15 protein-coding genes and 4 tRNA genes are annotated in these 17,588 nt (G+C 61.6%); 1 reads left to right on the forward strand and 18 read right to left on the reverse strand.

Annotated features, from left to right (window positions below; genetic code table 11):
- Positions 1–242: 242 nt before the first annotated feature.
- The 4 genes from BM321_RS14035 to BM321_RS14050 all read right to left on the reverse strand — a co-directional run bounded on the left by BM321_RS14035 (position 243) and on the right by BM321_RS14050 (position 2,238).
- The gene (locus BM321_RS14035) at positions 243–521 is read right to left on the reverse strand and encodes a hypothetical protein (RefSeq protein WP_092442954.1); all 279 of its coding nucleotides are present in this window, start codon (positions 519–521) and stop codon (positions 243–245) included.
- Positions 522–787: 266 nt separating this feature from the next.
- Positions 788–1,060: a hypothetical protein gene (locus BM321_RS14040; protein WP_092442887.1), complete on the reverse strand. Its 273-nt coding sequence runs from the start codon at positions 1,058–1,060 to the stop codon at positions 788–790.
- 645 nt (positions 1,061–1,705) lie between these two features.
- Positions 1,706–2,011: a DUF2388 domain-containing protein gene (locus BM321_RS14045; RefSeq protein ID WP_371856624.1), complete on the reverse strand. Its 306-nt coding sequence runs from the start codon at positions 2,009–2,011 to the stop codon at positions 1,706–1,708.
- 150 nt (positions 2,012–2,161) lie between these two features.
- Positions 2,162–2,238: transfer RNA gene (locus BM321_RS14050), tRNA-Val, on the reverse strand.
- A gap of 183 nt (positions 2,239–2,421) precedes the next feature.
- Here BM321_RS14050 and BM321_RS14055 point away from each other — a divergent pair.
- Complete coding sequence (locus BM321_RS14055; RefSeq protein ID WP_060741450.1) at positions 2,422–3,705, forward strand: NAD(P)/FAD-dependent oxidoreductase; 1,284 nt, start codon at positions 2,422–2,424, stop codon at positions 3,703–3,705.
- A 208-nt stretch (positions 3,706–3,913) separates the two neighbouring features.
- Here the strand turns inward: BM321_RS14055 and BM321_RS14060 are convergent.
- The 14 genes from BM321_RS14060 to BM321_RS14125 form a co-directional block, all read right to left on the reverse strand.
- Positions 3,914–3,990, reverse strand: a tRNA-Asp gene (locus BM321_RS14060).
- A gap of 89 nt (positions 3,991–4,079) precedes the next feature.
- Positions 4,080–4,156 (reverse strand) — tRNA-Asp (locus BM321_RS14065).
- 58 nt (positions 4,157–4,214) lie between these two features.
- Positions 4,215–4,290 (reverse strand) — tRNA-Val (locus tag BM321_RS14070).
- A 103-nt stretch (positions 4,291–4,393) separates the two neighbouring features.
- Entirely contained in the window at positions 4,394–5,167 is a 774-nt protein-coding gene (locus BM321_RS14075; protein ID WP_063320321.1) for an SDR family oxidoreductase, read from the reverse strand.
- On the reverse strand, positions 5,164–6,375 hold the full coding sequence (locus BM321_RS14080) for an O-succinylhomoserine sulfhydrylase (protein ID WP_092442888.1): 1,212 nt from the start codon (positions 6,373–6,375) through the stop codon (positions 5,164–5,166). Before BM321_RS14080 ends, BM321_RS14075 begins: the two co-directional genes overlap by 4 nt.
- 55 nt (positions 6,376–6,430) lie before the next feature.
- Positions 6,431–7,936, reverse strand: coding sequence for an amidophosphoribosyltransferase (gene purF, locus BM321_RS14085; RefSeq protein WP_053123453.1), 1,506 nt, complete (start codon positions 7,934–7,936; stop codon positions 6,431–6,433).
- Between the two features lie 41 nt (positions 7,937–7,977).
- A complete protein-coding gene (locus BM321_RS14090; protein ID WP_030142022.1) occupies positions 7,978–8,538 on the reverse strand; it encodes a CvpA family protein in 561 nt (186 codons plus the stop codon).
- Between the two features lie 89 nt (positions 8,539–8,627).
- Positions 8,628–9,299 (reverse strand): SPOR domain-containing protein, encoded by a 672-nt coding sequence (locus tag BM321_RS14095; protein WP_092331365.1) that lies wholly within the window; start codon positions 9,297–9,299, stop codon positions 8,628–8,630.
- Complete coding sequence (folC, locus tag BM321_RS14100) at positions 9,283–10,590, reverse strand: bifunctional tetrahydrofolate synthase/dihydrofolate synthase (RefSeq protein ID WP_092442889.1); 1,308 nt, start codon at positions 10,588–10,590, stop codon at positions 9,283–9,285. Before folC ends, BM321_RS14095 begins: the two co-directional genes overlap by 17 nt.
- Positions 10,587–11,507 (reverse strand): acetyl-CoA carboxylase, carboxyltransferase subunit beta, encoded by a 921-nt coding sequence (accD, locus tag BM321_RS14105; protein ID WP_072407026.1) that lies wholly within the window; start codon positions 11,505–11,507, stop codon positions 10,587–10,589. Before accD ends, folC begins: the two co-directional genes overlap by 4 nt.
- Positions 11,508–11,770: 263 nt before the next feature.
- Positions 11,771–12,394 (reverse strand): phosphoribosylanthranilate isomerase, encoded by a 624-nt coding sequence (locus BM321_RS14110; protein ID WP_092442890.1) that lies wholly within the window; start codon positions 12,392–12,394, stop codon positions 11,771–11,773.
- A gap of 63 nt (positions 12,395–12,457) precedes the next feature.
- Positions 12,458–13,282 (reverse strand): tRNA pseudouridine(38-40) synthase TruA, encoded by an 825-nt coding sequence (gene truA / locus BM321_RS14115; RefSeq protein ID WP_030142027.1) that lies wholly within the window; start codon positions 13,280–13,282, stop codon positions 12,458–12,460.
- A 294-nt stretch (positions 13,283–13,576) separates the two neighbouring features.
- The gene (locus BM321_RS14120) at positions 13,577–16,180 is read right to left on the reverse strand and encodes a FimV/HubP family polar landmark protein (RefSeq protein ID WP_092442891.1); all 2,604 of its coding nucleotides are present in this window, start codon (positions 16,178–16,180) and stop codon (positions 13,577–13,579) included.
- 209 nt (positions 16,181–16,389) lie between these two features.
- A complete protein-coding gene (locus BM321_RS14125; RefSeq protein WP_092442892.1) occupies positions 16,390–17,400 on the reverse strand; it encodes an aspartate-semialdehyde dehydrogenase in 1,011 nt (336 codons plus the stop codon).
- Positions 17,401–17,588: the final 188 nt, after the last annotated feature.

The following is a 17,588-nucleotide window of genomic DNA, read 5'->3' on the forward strand; positions in this document are numbered from 1 at the left end:
GGTGGAGCCTGCATAATCGTGGTGTGTCCCTAGACTTGCCCGGCGAGCAACGCATTTGATTCGCCGTAAGGCCAAGGCCTGGCTGATCCTGCTGGTCACCTGGATTCTGAGCGGTCGCAACGTCCACCGCGCGGCCGTGGTGTCCCGCCGTGACAACAATTGACATGTACGGCATAGACGAACAGCTCGAAGCCATCGCCAAGCGCATCAGCCAGAACTACCCATAATCACTCCCCCTTCAATTAGATAAAGGCCCATAGGAACCTAACGTTAAGGAAAATCAGAACCAGCGCTGTTAAAAGGCCGGGTGAGCGCATCACACCCAGAAAAATGTAAAGAAATGGGTTCAGCATGCCAATCATGAACAAGGCCAACGCTTCAGCGCCTGGTTTGGCCGGGTCAGACAGAGCCCAAATCAAAAAACCCGCCCATATTGCCCAGAAAAAGTACATCGTCACGCCATCGACGCGGAAAAAGGCCCGCTTAAAAGTGTGTCCTACCGTATCGATCTCGTTGAGCATCTGCGCCACCGCGTAATCGATTCACATAAATCATAGCTGGTTGCCTCCGCCCCCTTAACTCTCCCCCATTCAAGGTCTACCGCTATAGCGGCAAGGACAAGTGCGCCTCTGAGTATCATCGACGATGTAATAACGGACAAAATTGATGAAAACGGGGATGGGACAGACCACGATTTGAGCTCACTTGTAATCGGACCGTCTCGTAAACGTAGTCTGCCCCCACTTTCCTCTTATGAAACAGGCAGCTTATAAGTTGCCCGCCCTCATTATTCCGCCGCCTGCGCCCGTAATCGTCTTCCAATTACATCCATAACATCACAACCATCGCGTAACGATGTGGTAAGTAATTTACAAAATTCAGTCAACACCACCGTGTCTGAGCTGATGTCCGAGCGGAACGCGATATTTTCCAAGACTTGGGTCACTGTGCGGATACGGTAATCGGCGGTTTCGAAAAGGACGTCCAGAGGCGCTTCGGTGTCGATGAGCAGGGTTGCGGGGATGCAATCGATACCGGTGATGGGCATGTATCGGATCATGAGTAGTACCTTCATTCAATTGATAAGGACTACCACTCAAACGTCGCCAAACGAAAGGGTGGCAGCTGTGCTCGGGTTGGCGAACCGGGAATGAAAGCGAACCGGCAGACTCGAAAGTCTCCCGCACACAGCTGCCATAAAGCAGTCTGCAACTGCAAAAAAGCCCCGCAGTGTAGCAGGAGCTTCTGCGCTTCATTCAATCGAGTCGCCAAACCCGAATCGCCATCTGGGCGACAGAGAGACAATAAATGGCACATCCAGAGGCGGCAATGCACTGGTTTCCGAGGTTTGTGTAGGAATTTGCGTCAACGGCCCCTCGCGACGCTCGTTTGAGTCGTCATAAGCCGCAGCGAAGGGACGTTGGGGAGAGGAGACGGAAAAGAGGTCAGTTATTTCCCAACCAGCCAAAAAAAGACTTTCAGCGCGGCGAAATAAATCTGTCCCCTTTTTTCACTTCGGGAAGCCGGGGACAGACCACGATTTTGAGTCCACCTGTAATCGGCCCGCCTCGCAATCATGACCTGTCCTTAGGTTTGCTCAAGGTGCCGCTAGCACGTGGAAAGATTCCAGAGAGAATGAAGGTTTCACTAGGAACCGAGATAGCCATAGGCCTAATGACGGTGAAAGAGATGTGGAAATCCCGGCTCAATACGAAGTTACGATTGCTACGGCGAGCTGCTGGTCAGTCATCAGCGCCGGTCTGTAGGTCGTACGGTAATAGCGTACTGCTTGCTCAAACTGAGCGCCGCGAATCTGGCCGTCTGAGCCAATGAATGCAAGCGCATCGGCCTTGGCCGGCTTGAAGTTTTTCGCAGCCAGCATAGAAAGCCCCGTAGTCCCCGAAAGGAGGACAGTTGGAGCCAACGTTATCATCATCATCGAGTTTTGATACGAGCCCCGGTCTTCCGCATCAGCTTGAGCGCTGATCGATACCGTGATGGCGATTACCAAGGTCTTCCATGAGCCCATACTTTGATACTTCCATTGTGATCAAAGGGTTGATATCGGTGGTCGTTTTTCCAAAGTTTTTCCAAACACCAACAAAAAAGGGCCCACCTTTCGGTGAGCCCTTCTAGACCGCCCAGCAGAGCGGATTTTGTTTGGTAGGCGCGATTGGACTCGAACCAACGACCCCCACCATGTCAAGGTGGTGCTCTAACCAACTGAGCTACGTGCCTGCTGTGAGGCGGCATTCTACGGAATTCCAAAGGGGTGTCAACACCTTTTTTTCACCTAACCCTATGAATATGCAAAATATTTAATTTCGCCAATGCCACGCAGATTCGGAGGTGGCTGGCGGCCGATTTTTATCTCGGGTAGGATCGGCGTATTCGTAAAAAATATAAAACAGAGGTTCCAGAATGGCGAACACACCGTACCCAGAGTCCTACTACGCCGCATCGGCCAACCCGGTGCCTCCGCGCCCTGCCCTGCAGGATGACGTCGAGACGGATGTTTGCGTGATCGGCGCTGGCTACACCGGGCTGTCTTCTGCGCTGTTTTTGCTGGAGAACGGTTTCAAGGTCACCGTGCTTGAGGCGGCGAAGGTGGGCTTTGGGGCTTCGGGACGTAACGGCGGGCAGATCGTCAACAGTTATAGCCGCGACATCGATGTGATCGAGCGCAGTGTCGGTCCTCAGCAGGCGCAGTTGCTGGGCAACATGGCGTTTGAGGGTGGGCGGATCATTCGTGAGCGGGTGGCGAAGTATCAGATTCAATGTGATTTGAAGGACGGCGGTGTATTCGCCGCCCTCACCGCTAAACAGATGGGCCACCTCGAGTCGCAGAAGCGTTTATGGGAGCGTTTCGGTCATACCCAGCTGGAGCTGCTGGATCAGCGGCGCATTCGCGAGGTGGTGGCTTGCGAGGAGTATGTTGGCGGTATGCTGGACATGAGCGGTGGGCATATTCATCCGCTCAACCTTGCGTTGGGTGAAGCGGCGGCTGTGGAGTCGCTGGGCGGGGTGATTTATGAGCAGTCGCCGGCGGTGCGCATCGAGCGTGGCGCCAGCCCGGTTGTGCATACGCCACAAGGCAAGGTCAGGGCCAAGTTCATTATCGTGGCGGGCAATGCCTACCTGGGCAATCTGGTGCCGGAGCTAGCGGCCAAGTCCATGCCTTGCGGTACCCAGGTGATCGCCACCGAGCCATTGGGCGATGAGTTGGCTCATAGCCTGCTGCCTCAGGATTATTGCGTCGAAGACTGCAACTACTTGCTCGACTACTACCGGCTGACGGGCGACAAGCGTCTGATCTTCGGGGGTGGCGTGGTGTATGGCGCGAGGGATCCGGCGAACATCGAGGCGATCATTCGGCCGAAGATGCTCAAGGCGTTCCCGCAGCTCAAGGACGTGAAGATCGATTACGCCTGGACCGGAAATTTCCTGCTGACGCTGTCGCGTCTTCCGCAGGTCGGGCGACTGGGGGATAACATTTATTATTCCCAGGGCTGCAGCGGCCATGGCGTGACGTATACGCACCTGGCGGGCAAGGTCCTGGCCGAGGCGCTGCGTGGCCAGGCTGAGCGTTTTGATGCGTTTGCCGACCTGCCTCACTACCCTTTCCCTGGTGGGCAGCTATTGCGCACGCCGTTTGCGGCGATGGGTGCCTGGTATTACGGGTTGCGGGATAAATTGGGGTTCTGAAGCTGCCAACAACAAGGGCTGCTTCGCAGCCCTGCGGGGATAAATCCTCTCGCCACAGCAAGCTCCCTCCCCACGAACTTGTTCCAATATCGCTATTCCAAAAACAAAAAACCCCGGTCTTTCGACCAGGGTCTTTGCTATCGACTAGAAGATAGCTTTGCAGCTTTCTTCTTAGCTTCAAGGCGTTCAGTGGGCCTCGAAGCAGATATGGCGCAGCGGACGGGACTCGAACCCGCGACCCCCGGCGTGACAGGCCGGTATTCTAACCGACTGAACTACCGCTGCGTATCGCTATGGACTTGCGTCCAGTTAACTCGTCTGATCAAAACCCTTAGGTCTGGATCTCGAACCAGGCGAACCTGCTTCGGAAAATATGGCGCAGCGGACGGGACTCGAACCCGCGACCCCCGGCGTGACAGGCCGGTATTCTAACCGACTGAACTACCGCTGCGCGTCGGTGGAGGCTTTTGACAGCTTCCGTCTTGCTTTCGCAAAACTCTCGTAAAACATGGTGGGTGATGACGGGATCGAACCGCCGACATTCTGCTTGTAAGGCAGACGCTCTCCCAGCTGAGCTAATCACCCTTTGCTTCGTTGAGGCCGCGAAATTTACGCAGGTACCGAAGCTAAGTCAATAGCAGGGTTGAAGTTTTTTCAAAACAGTTTCAAACGGCACCTGCAACCGCCCTCACTCATAAATCATTTTCTTGGTCATGCCACCGTCCACCACGAACTCCTGCCCCGTGACAAAACCGGCATTGCGCGACAACAGCCACGCCACCATCGCCGCCACATCCTCTACCGTGCCGACCCGGCCTGCGGGATGCTGGGCATGATCGGCATCGGTCAGCGGCTGTGCGCGACGCTGGGAGGGATCCCGCGCGTCGATCCAGCCAGGGCTGACGGCGTTGACCCGGATCTCCGGTCCCAGGCTGATTGCCAGGGCGTGGGTCAGGGCCAGCAGGCCGCCCTTGCTCGCCGCATAGGCTTCGGTGTCGGGCTCCGATTGCGCGGCGCGGGTCGAGGCCAGGTTGACGATGGCGCCGTTGTGCGCGCGCAGATACGGCGCGCAGTGCTTGGCTAGCAGCATCGGCCCGCCCAGGTTCACCGCCAGGACCCGATTCCAGTAAGCCAGGTCGAGGCTTTCCAGGGTGATGTTGTGTGGGTCGGCGATAGCCGCGTTGCACACCAGCGCGTCGAGCCGCCCGAACTGTCCGAGCACCTCGGCGATACCGGTGGCGACCTGCGCCTCGTCCGCCACGTCCATGGCGATGAACCAGGCATTGTCGCCCAAGGTCTTCGCCACCTTGGAACCGCGCTCGCGATCCAGGTCGGTCAGTACTACCTGCCAGCCTTCACAGATCAGCCAGGCAGCAATGCCCAGACCGATGCCCCGCGCGGCGCCCGTAACCAGTGCAACCCGGCCATGAGTGCCGCTCGGCGGCGTAGCCAGCTCAATCACAAGGCCGCCAACCCGCGGGCCAGGTCGGCTTGCAGGTCCGCGACGTCTTCCAGGCCGACCGCGACGCGGATCAGGCTGTCACGAATACCCGCCGACTCGCGCTCCTGAGGCGACAGGCGCCCGTGGGACGTGGTGCTCGGGTGGGTAATGGTGGTTTTGCTGTCACCCAGGTTGGCCGTGATGGAAATCAATCGGGTCGCATCAATGAAGCGCCAGGCGCCCTCCTTGCCTCCCTTGACCTCAAAGCTCACCACCGCACCGAAACCGCGCTGCTGACGCAAGGCCAGGTCATGTTGCGGATGGCTCTTGAGGCCGGCGTAATGCACTTTCTCGATGCCGTCCTGCTGCTCCAGCCACTCGGCCAGGGCTTGGGCATTGGCGCAATGGGCCTTCATGCGCAGGCCGAGGGTTTCCAGGCCCTTGAGGAAGATCCAGGCGTTGAATGGGCTGAGGGTGGGACCCGCGGTGCGCAAGAAGCCCACCACCTCTTTCATCTGCTCGCCACGACCGGCCACCACGCCACCCATGCAACGGCCCTGGCCGTCGATGAACTTGGTCGCCGAATGCACCACCACGTCCGCGCCCAGCTTCAGCGGTTGCTGCAGTGCCGGGGTGCAGAAGCAGTTATCGACCACCAGCATGGCGCCCTTGGCGTGAGCGATTTCCGCCAACGCGGCGATGTCCACCAGCTCGGCCAGAGGGTTGGAAGGCGATTCGACGAAGAGCAGCTTGGTAGTGGCCTTGATGGCCGCATCCCAACCGGACAGGTCCGCCAGGGGCACGTAATCGACTTCCACGCCGAAACGCTTGAAGTACTTTTCGAACAGGCTGATGGTCGAACCGAAGACGCTGCGCGACACCAGCACGTGGTCGCCGGCGCTGCACAGGCTCATCACCACGGCCATGATCGCGGCCATGCCGGTGGCGGTCGCCACGGCTTGCTCGGCGCCTTCCAGGGCGGCGATACGCTCCTCGAACGCCCGCACGGTCGGATTGGTGTAGCGGGAGTAGACGTTGCCCGGCACCTCGCCAGCAAACCGCGCCGCAGCGTCGGCGGCCGTGCGAAACACGTAACTGGAGGTAAAGAACATCGGATCGCCATGTTCGGCTTCCGGTGTACGGTGCTGACCCGCGCGAACCGCCAGGGTATCGAACGCTACGCCTTCAAGGTCGCTGTCCAGCCGACCGGCATCCCAATCCTGACTCATGCTGCCACTCCTTAATCGGTTAAACGCAAACCGGCCCCTCGGGGCCGGTTCGTACTCAGTTGTTGTACAGATCGATGATCGCACTGACCGCCTGAGTCTTGGCCTTGGACGCATCGTTACGCGCGTTCTCGATCTTGTTCAAGTACGCATCGTCGATATCGCCGGTGACGTACTTGCCATCGAATACCGCGCAATCGAACTGTTCGATCTTGATCTTGCCGCCGCCCACCGCTTCGATCAGGTCCGGCAGGTCCTGGTAGATCAGCCAGTCGGCGCCGATCAGGTCGGCCACGTCCTGGGTGGTGCGGTTATGAGCGATCAACTCATGGGCACTCGGCATGTCGATGCCGTAGACGTTCGGGTAGCGCACGGCTGGGGCCGCGGAGCAGAAATACACGTTCTTGGCGCCGGCTTCACGGGCCATCTGGATGATCTGCTTGCAAGTGGTGCCACGGACGATGGAGTCGTCCACCAGCATCACGTTCTTGCCGCGGAATTCCAGCTCGATGGCGTTGAGCTTCTGGCGTACGGATTTTTTCCGTGCGGCCTGGCCCGGCATGATGAAGGTCCGGCCGATGTAGCGGTTCTTCACGAAGCCTTCGCGGAACTTGACGCCCAGGTGGTTCGCCAGCTCCAGGGCCGCGGTGCGGCTGGTGTCCGGGATCGGGATGACCACGTCGATGTCGTGTTCCGGACGCTCGCGCAGGATCTTGTCGGCGAGTTTCTCGCCCATGCGCAGGCGCGCCTTGTAGACCGAGATACCGTCGATGATCGAGTCCGGACGCGCCAGGTAGACGTGTTCGAAGATGCATGGGGTCAGGGACGGGTTGGTCGCGCACTGACGGGTGTGCAGCTTGCCGTCTTCCGTGATGTAGACCGCTTCGCCCGGGGCCAGGTCGCGAATCAGGGTGAAGCCCAGCACGTCCAGGGACACGCTTTCGGAAGCGATCATGTACTCGACGCCTTCGTCGGTGTGACGCTGGCCGAACACGATCGGGCGGATGCCATGGGGATCGCGGAAACCGACGATGCCGTAGCCAGTGATCATCGCCACCACCGCGTAGCCGCCCACGCAACGGTTGTGCACGTCGGTCACAGCGGCGAACACGTCTTCTTCAGTCGGCTGCAGCTTGCCACGCTGGGCCAGCTCATGGGCAAACACGTTGAGCATCACTTCCGAGTCGGAACTGGTGTTGACGTGGCGCAAGTCAGATTCGTAGATCTCCTTGGCCAGCTGCTCGACGTTGGTCAGGTTGCCGTTGTGCGCCAGGGTGATGCCGTAAGGCGAGTTGACGTAGAACGGCTGGGCTTCAGCCGACGTCGAGCTGCCCGCGGTCGGGTAGCGCACGTGGCCGATACCCATGTGACCGACCAGGCGCTGCATATGACGCTGGTGGAACACGTCACGCACCAGGCCGTTGTCCTTGCGCAGGAATAACCGGCCGTCATGGCTGGTCACGATACCGGCAGCGTCCTGGCCGCGGTGCTGGAGCACGGTTAGCGCGTCATACAGCGCCTGATTGACGTTCGACTTACCGACGATACCGACGATGCCACACATGCGACGCAACCCCTACTTAATGGATCTGAACTGAACAACACTCACTGCGGCGTTTTGGCCGTCGGCAAGAGGTGTTCCTTGAACGGTATTTCAGCGGGTACGCTGATACCGCTGGCAAGCCACTGACTGCTCCAACCCAGGATCAGGTTTTTGGACCAGTCTGCGACCAATAGAAATTGTGGCACGAGCCGGGACTCCTGCCACCACGTATCCTGCTGCACCGGCCCCAGGCTCAAGAGCCCGACGGCCACGACCACCAGCAACGCGCCGCGCGCCGCGCCAAAGGCCATGCCCAGGAACCGGTCCGTCCCGGAAAGCCCGGTGACGCGAATCAGTTCGCCGATCAGATAATTGATCATTGCGCCAACCAGCAAGGTGGCGATAAACAAGATGGCACAGCCCGCGATCACGCGGGCCGAGGGAGTTTCGATGTATCCGGCGAGGTACTGGGACAGCGAACCACCAAACATCCAGGCTACGACTCCCGCGATGATCCAGGTCAGCAGAGAGAGGGCTTCCTTGACGAAGCCGCGGCTCAGACTGATCAATGCGGAGATGGCGACGATCGCAACGATCGCCCAGTCAACCCAGGTAAATGGCACGGTGCAGCCTACATACGGATAAGGCGGCGCATTTTAGCAGAGCCCAGGGCTGTCGGTAAGCTGCGTGATTCAAATCAGCTAAATCGCCGTCAACCACGCTCTGGCTGGAAGCGCACGACGAACCCCTTGAGGTTTTGCTGGCGGCTGAGCAGGTCACGCAGGCGGTCGGCTTCGGCGCGCTCGATCAGCGGACCGACAAACACCCGATTCTTGCCGTCGGCGGAACGGATGTAGGCGTTATAGCCCTGGCTGCGCAAGGTTTTCTGCAAGTTCTCGGCACTTTCGCGACTGGTCAGGCTGGCTAGCTGCACCGACCAACTGACCGACAGGCCATTGGCATCCACACGACTCTGGGTCGTGTCCGGCTTGGCCGGAGCGGCGGTGATCGGCTGGCTCGGCGCCGGCTTGATCGCCGGTGCCGCTGGAACAGGCACGGGGGCGACAGCCGGTTTGCTCGGTGCGGCGGGGGCCGGCGTGGCAGGCGCCGACGCAATCGGCGTGGAAGGCGCGGCAGGTTGCCCAGCCAGTTCCTCGTCGCTTGGCACCGGTTCCTGAGGCAACGCCTGGGGCTCGGGCACGGCCACCGGATCGACCTGCACAGGCGGCACCGAAGGCGCCTGGGGCGCGGCTGGGGCGTCGACCGTGACCTGGCGCTGCTCGTCCTGGCGGGAAAACAGCATCGGCAGGAAAATCACCGCCAGGGCCACCAACACCAGGGCCCCGACCATGCGCTGCTTGTACGCCTTATCCAGCAATGCCATCTGCAGCTTCCTCCGTGGAGTGCCGGGCCAACCATTGAAGGGCCTCGGCAACACAAAAAAATGATCCGAACAGCAGGATTTCATCATCAGCCGTCGCCAGGGCGCACTGCCCTTCCAGGGCGGCGGCCACACTGGCATAGGCTTGCACCGGAGCACCGTGACGCTGCAAGGCCCCCTGCAGCTCAGCCGCTGTACGCGAGCGCGGCGAATCCAGTGGCGTTACCGCCCAGTGCTGGACACTATCATCCAACGCCTCGACAACGCCATCCAGATCCTTGTCGGCCAGCAGCCCGAACACCGCCAGGCGCCGCCCTGCCACGGGCCGCCGCGCCAGGCGCTCGGCCAGGTACTGCGCCGCATGGGGGTTATGGCCGACGTCCAGCAACAGGTTCAAGCGTTTGCCTTGCCAATCGAACTGACGGCGGTCGAGGCGACCGACCACATGGGTCGCCTGCAACGCCTGGACGATTTGCCCGGCTTCCCAGGGCAAGCCCAGCAACAAGTAGGCCTGGAGCGCCAGCGCGGCGTTTTCCATCGGCAGGTCCAGCAGCGGCAGGTCGCGCAACTCCACCGGATTGCCGCGCAGGTCGCTGCCGCGCCATTGCCAATGCTGCTCGGTCATCGCCAGGTCGAAATCCCGCCCCCGCAGAAAGAACGGGCAGCTCAGTTCGCGAACCTTGTCCAGCAATGGCTGGGGAGGATTGAGATCGCCACAGAGCGCAGGCGCGCCCTGGCGGAAGATGCCGGCCTTCTCGAAGGCCACGGATTCGCGGGTATCGCCCAGGTAATCGGCATGGTCCACGCCAATGCTGGTGACCAGTGCAATGTCGGCGTCCACCAGGTTGACCGTATCCAGCCGCCCGCCCAGGCCGACTTCCAGCACAACCGCATCGAGACCGGCATGGGCAAACAACCAGAACGCCGCCAGGGTGCCCATCTCGAAATACGTAAGGGTTGTATCGCCTCGCCCGGCTTCCACCGCGGCAAAGGCTTCGCACAGCCGGGCGTCAGTGGCTTCGACGCCGTTCACTTGCACCCGCTCGTTGTAGCGCAGCAGGTGCGGCGAGCTGTAGACACCGACGCTCAGCCCCTGGGCCCGCAGCAGCGAGGCCAGGAAGGCGCAGGTGGAACCCTTGCCATTGGTGCCGGTGACAGTGATGACCCGGGGCGCCGGCTTGGCCAGTCCCATGCGGGACGCTACCGTTTGCGAGCGCTCCAGCCCCATGTCGATGGCCGATGGATGCAACTGCTCGAGGTAGGCAAGCCAGTCGCCCAGGGTGCGTTGGGTCATAGCCCGGCAGGCACTGGCGGAACCACGATCGGCTCGACCGGTGCGGCGACGAATGTCGGCGTCGGCAGGCCCATCAGTTGCGCCAGCAGATTGCCCAGGCGCGGACGCAGCTCCTGGCGATGGATGATCATGTCGATGGCGCCGTGTTCCAGCAGGAACTCGCTGCGCTGGAAGCCTTCCGGCAGTTTTTCACGCACGGTCTGCTCGATCACACGCGGGCCGGCAAAGCCGATCAGCGCTTTCGGCTCGCCGACGATGACGTCGCCCAGCATGGCCAGGCTCGCGGAAACACCGCCGTAGACCGGGTCGGTCAGCACCGAGATGAACGGAATACCTTCTTCACGCAGACGCGCCAGCACCGCGGAGGTCTTGGCCATTTGCATCAGGGAGATCAGCGCTTCCTGCATCCGCGCACCGCCGGAAGCGGCGAAGCAGATCATCGGGCAACGGTTTTCCAGGGCATGGTTGGCGGCGCGAACGAAACGCTCGCCGACGATGGCGCCCATGGAACCGCCCATGAAGGAGAATTCGAAGGCCGAGACCACCACCGGCATGCCCAGCAAGGTGCCGCTCATGGACACCAGGGCGTCCTTTTCACCGGTCTGCTTCTGGGCAGCGGTCAGGCGATCCTTGTATTTCTTGCCGTCGCGGAATTTCAGGCGGTCCACCGGCTCCAAGTCGGCACCCAGCTCCACGCGGCCTTCTGCGTCCAGGAAAATATCGATACGGGCACGCGCGCCGATGCGCATGTGGTGGTTGCACTTGGGGCAAACGTCCAGGGTCTTTTCCAGCTCGGGACGGTACAGCACCGCCTCGCAGGATGGACATTTGTGCCACAGACCTTCAGGCACCGAGCTTTTCTTCACCTCGGAACGCATGATCGAAGGGATCAGTTTGTCTACCAACCAGTTGCTCATGCTTTCTTTCTCCAGTACCGGCGGCCCGAACGCTCTGGTTCGCGGCCCCGCGTATGCCCTTGAGCTAAATTCATTGTGCGGCGAGGGTCGAGGCCACCACGGTCAGCGCGAAACATGACCTGCGTGCAGCCCAATCTCCTCAGCCATCCCGGCAACCGCTGCACTGCGGTTGCCCCTACGCTATCGGCCCACCCAGGGGTGTTGCCTGCCTGCTTTGTACAGTGCAGGTATGGACGGCGGCAGTCTGCCAGCCGTCACATTGACTACTGGCTGTTGCGAACAGCAGCCATGAACGCACGAATCTTTGCCGGATCCTTGATGCCCTTGCCCTGCTCCACCCCGCCGCTCACATCCACCGCGTAGGGACGAACCTGGCGAATGGCCGCGGCGACGTTTTCCGCCGTCAGGCCACCGGCCAGGACGATCGGCTTGCCCAGGCCTTGTGGCACCAGCGACCAGTCGAACGCTTCGCCGGTACCGCCGTGCACGCCTTCCACATAGGTGTCCAGCAAGATACCGCTGGCACTGGCAAAGGCTGCGCAACCGGCGGCGATGTCGTCACCGGCCTTGACCCGCAACGCCTTGATATACGGACGATGCCAGCCCTCGCAGTCGGCAGGGGTTTCGTCGCCATGGAACTGCAACAAGCCCAGCGGTACGGCATCGAGGATCTCGCCCAGCTCGCAACGACTGGCATTGACGAACAGCCCTACGGGCGTCACGAACGGCGGCAAGGCCTGGACGATCGCCCGCGCCTGCTGCACCGTCACCGCCCGCGGGCTCTTGGCGTAGAACACCAGCCCGATGGCATCGGCCCCGGCCTCGACCGCCGCCAACGCGTCCTCGACGCGGGTGATCCCGCAAATCTTGCTGCGAACGACGGGCATGGTGGCTAAAACCTCAGGCAATTGCGTGAAAGTCCCGGATGGTAACAAATGCTGCGGAGGGCGTCAGCCGTCGAGTTCCGAGAAGCCGGTGAGGAAATGTGGCCCGATGTAACGCTCCGGCAGTTCGAATTCATCGCGATATTCGACCTGCACCAGGTACAGGCCAAACGGATGCGCCGTGACGCCGCCGGAACGGCGGATGCGACTGTCGAGCACTTCCTTGACCCACTCCACCGGCCGCTCGCCGGCGCCGATGGTCATCAGCACGCCGGCAATGTTGCGCACCATGTGATGCAGGAAGGCGCTGGCGCGGATGTCGAGCACGATCATCTTGCCGTGCCGGGTCACGCGCAGGTGATGCAGCTCCTTGATCGGCGACTTGGCCTGGCACTGGCCCGCACGGAAAGCACTGAAATCGTGGACACCGACCAGGTATTGCGCGGCCTCGGCCATGCGCTCGACGTCCAGCGGGCGGTGGTTCCAAGTGATTTCTTCGTTCAGGTGCGCCGGACGGATCTGATCGTTGTAGATCACGTAGCGATAACGCCGGGCGATGGCCTTGAAGCGTGCATGGAAATGCGCCGGCATCACCTTGGCCCAACTGACGCTGACATCATGGGGCAAGTTGATGTTGGCGCCCATGACCCAGGCTTTCATCGAGCGTTCGACCTGGGTGTCGAAATGCACCACCTGGCCGCAGGCATGCACGCCGGCATCGGTCCGGCCGGCGCAATGCAGCGACACGGGCGAGTCGGCGACTTTGGACAGCGCGTTTTCGAGGGTTTCCTGCACCGTCAATACACCGGACGCCTGGCGCTGCCAGCCACGGTAACGCGAGCCTTTGTATTCAACGCCCAAGGCGATCCGGAAAAAGCCGTCAGCCGCCATTTCGGCGGCCGGGTTGTCTATGTTTGCCAAGGAATCACAGCCTGCTGAGTACGCAAAGGCGGGCATTATAAGGCCGGCGGGGCGGGATGCCAGTGTAACCGGTGGTCCTGGGTTGGATCGACGGGCGTCATCACGAGCAAGCTCGGCTCCCACAGGGATCTGCCCACAGAGATCTGGGTGCTAGCCCTTGTGGGAGCCGAGCTTGCTCGCGATGAGGCCAGCCCAGACACCAAAAATCCCGCTGCAAACAAAAACGGCAGCCTCACCGGCTGCCGTATTTGCCTAACCGCTGACTTACACCAAACGCGACAACATCTCCTGCGCTTCACTCTTCTGGGTGGTATCGCCTTCGCTGAGGACTTCGCCGAGGATGTCGCGGGCGCCGTCGTGGTCGCCCATATCGATGTAGGCCTGGGCCAGATCGAGTTTGGTCGCCACCTCGTCGGTACCGCTGAGGAAGTCGAAGTCGGGCTCGTCTTCAGCACCAACCAGGGCATCTTCAGCGGTGAAGGTCGGCTGGGCCAAGCTGTCGGACAGGCGATCCAGTTCGGCGTTTACATCGTCCAGCTCGGATTCGAAAGCATCTTTTGGCCGGTCATGGGCATCCATCTCGTCGGCAAGGGACAGGTCAAAATCTGCCGGCAGCTCGAGATCGTCGGCCGGCGTATCGTCCAGGGCTGGCGTTTCGGTTGCTGGAAGGTCCAGGCCCTTGAGATCGTCACCCAGGTCGAGCAGGAAATCTTCATCATCGAGCGCCGCGACCGGGGTCGGCGCGTCGGCCCCCAGGTCCAGGTCGAATTCCGACAAGTCGTCCAAGCTCTCGTTGGCTTCAGTCTGCTGCTTGAGCACCGACTCGAAACTCAGGTCGTCGTCTTCCGGGAACGCGTCCAGCTCGGCGACAGGCTCCGGCGCTGGCGCGACCGGAGTTTCCAGGTCATCCAGGCTCAGGTCGAAGGCGCTGTCCAGCTCCTCGTCTGTGGGCGACTTGTCTTCCAGCAGGTCCTTGACGTACTGCGCGTCCAGCTCTGCCGCCACTGTCGCCGCGGCCAGGCCCGCGGCGGTAGCGACCACCATGGCCGGGAAACGGCTTTTCAGCTGTTCGACCTGGGCGAAGTTGTCGCCATTGGCCACCAGTTGGCGTTCCTGGGCGACAAAGGCGTCGCGATCGCCCTGCTGACCGTAGACTTCCATCAGTTTCAGGCGCAGGTCGCTGCGCTGGGGTTCGGCCTTGATGCCCTGTTCGAGCAGGTCGGCGGCCTGGTTCAAGCGACCACGATCCATATGGGACTGGGCCTGGGGCAGCACGTCGTCGGAGCGATCAGCGGCCGGAGCCACCAATGGCGCGGCGATAGGCGGCGTGACCACCACAGGCGCGACCACCGGGGCCGGCTTGGGTGCTGGCGCAGGGGCCGGCGCGGGTTTTGGCTCAAGCTTTACGCTAGGTGGTGGAACATCAATGCCCTCGAAGCTGCTCGGGGGCAGATCGAACTCCGGGGAGAAGTCGGCCTCCTCCTCGAGGGCTCGGGCCATGCGCAAGTGTTTTTCCGCTTCCTGCTGGGCCTTGCGTCGACGGGCGAGCAACAACAGCAGCAACAGTAAAAGCAGCGCGCCGCCGCCAATCAACCCCAGCAGGATCGGATTGGTCAGCAGGTCATTGTATTTTTGCTCGTTGGACGCGGCAGGCGTCGGCTCGAGCGGTGTGGCGGGTGGCGTCGCTTCCGGGGTCGCTTCTGGCGCAGGTGCGGCAGCAGGTGCAGTCGTCGGGGCCTGTGCCGCTGGCGCAGGGGTCAGCTCTGCGGACATCGACGCAGGCGCCTCACCAGCAGGCGGAACCGCGGCACCTTCGGCCTGCATCTTGGCCAGTTGATTGTTCTTCAGCTCGATCAGGCGTTGCAGTTTGTCCAGTTGGCTCTGCAGATCCGCCATGCGGCTTTTCAGTTCTTCGTTATCCCGGCGAGCCGAATCGAGGCTTTCCTGGGTAACCGCAAGCTTGTTGCTCAGCGCCTGGGCATCGCCGGCAGCGCCCTTGCCCTTGCCGCCCGCTTTCGCCGAATCGGCCGACACCAGGCTCAAGTTGTCGCGACCGGCCGCCTGTGCCGGCGCGCCTTCGCCACGGCCACGCTTGGTGGCATCCAACTGCTGTTTGCCAGCACCCGCCACGGCACGACGCCCCGAGCGCCAGGCGGCGTTCTGCGCAGCCACTTCGGCGATGGCCTGGGGCTGCGGCAACGCCGTGCTTTGCACCGGGTCCGGCAGGCGCAACACCTGGCCGGTCTTGAGCAGGTTGATGTTGCCGTTGATGAACGCGTTCGGGTTCAACGCCTGGATCGCCAGCATGGTTTGCTGGACCGACCCACCGTTGCGCACCTTGGCGGCGATTTCCCACAGGGTATCGCGCGGCGTGGTGGTGTATTGGGAAGGCTTGGTGGCCCCGGTGACCGGCGTGGCCACGACCTGGGGCGGTTTCGCCCGGGCCGCGTCGGCGGCCTGTGGCGAGAATTTGGAGGGATCGAGCAATACGCTGTAGTCGCGCAGCAGACGGCCGTTGGGCCACATCACCTGCACCAGGAACTTGACCATGGGCTCGGACAGCGGCCGGCTGGACGTGACCCGCAGGACACTCTTGCCGTTGGCGTTGATCACCGGGGTGAAGCTCAGGTCATTGAGAAAGGCCTGGCGATCGACCCCGGCCTTGGCGAAATCGTCGGGCGAGGCCAGGCTCGGCACGACTTCGGCGGCGGTCAGTTGCTGGACGTCGAGCAACTCGATCTCGGCGACCAGGGGCTGGTTCGGCGTCGACTTCAGGGTCAGTTCCCCGAGCCCGAGCGCTTGCGCCATACCGGAGGACAGCGCCGAGGCGGCCGCTATTGCTAACACCAGTTTGCGAACTTGAACCATAGCCTCTTCCTTTGTTTGAACATTCCTCGGCCAGCGAGAAGGTATTGATGCCGCTGCCGTAAGGCATTGCGCGCAGCCCCGAAGCGACGGTGCGCGCGATCATTTCACTCATGCCCCGGGAAGTCCCCCAGAGGGATGTTCGCCTTCAGCACTCCGGCCAAGCATAGCGCCCAGCTAGAATCATTCGACAAATTGATGCCAAGTATCTTTTACAGCAAGTCTTTTATCAACAACTCAGCCACCTGCACGGCATTGAGCGCCGCGCCCTTGCGCACGTTATCCGACGTCAGCCACATATTCAGTTCAGCCGGATCGTCGATCCCACCACGTACACGACCAACGTAGACCACATCCTGCCCCACCGCATCACCCACCGCAGTCGGGTAGTCGCCCGCCTCCACCAGTTCGATACCGGGCGCCGCTTCCAGGGCCGCGTTGACCTTGGCCAGGTCGACGGCGTTCGCAGACTGCACGGTCACGCTAAAGCTATCGCCAAAAAACACCGGGGCTTGAATGCAAGTGACGGAAATCTTTAACAAAGGTTGATTCAGCACCTGGCGCAACTCACGAACCAGACGCTTTTCCAGCGACGTATGGCCCTGCTCGTCCGGCGCGCCGACCTGGGCCAGCAGGTTGAACGCCATCTGCCGGTCAAAGAACTTCGGCTCCAGCGGACGGGCGTTGAGCAGCTCGGCGGTCTGGCGGGCCAGCTCGCTCACGGCCACGCGGCCCTGGGCCGACACCGCGAGGCTGGCGGTCAGGCTGATACGCTGCAGATCGAGGCACTCGCGCAGTGGCGCCAGCACGACCGCCAGGGCCGTGGCCGATGCGCTGGGGCTGCTGACCTGCAACGGCTTGCCCAAGCCGGCCAGGACCTGGGCGTTGGCTTCCGGCACGATCTGCGGCGCCTGCTCGGGCGGCAAGGCCCCGGACAAATCGATCAACGCACAGCCGGCCGCCGTGGCCCGCGGGGCGAAGCTCAGGGTCACCGCCGGGCCGGCGGCGAAGAACACCAGTTGGACTTTGCTGAAGTCAAACTCATCGACCTCACGCACCCGCACGTTTTTGCCGCGAAACATCACCGAGCTGCCTGCCGATTCGCTGCTGGCCAGCAGGTGCAGGTTGCCGACCGGGAAGTCCCGCTCTTCGAGAATCTGGACGAGGGTTTCGCCGACAGTACCGGTGGCGCCGATCACGGCAATATCAAAGGACTGGCTCATGGGTCTACCTCAGGTAAAACGTGGGGAGCGGCACTTTACCGGGTGGTGGGTACGCAGGCAATTGGCTAGGGTAGTTGCAGTGCCTGGACTGGCCCTATCGCGAGCAAGCTCGCTCCCACAGGTTTTACGGTCACTGGAAATCCCGTGTGGGAGCGAGCTTGCTCGCGATGAGGCCAGCCCTGACACAC

It is taken from the genome of Pseudomonas sp. NFIX10 (assembly GCF_900111955.1).
Taxonomy (GTDB): Bacteria; Pseudomonadota; Gammaproteobacteria; order Pseudomonadales; family Pseudomonadaceae; genus Aquipseudomonas; species Aquipseudomonas fluorescens_AA.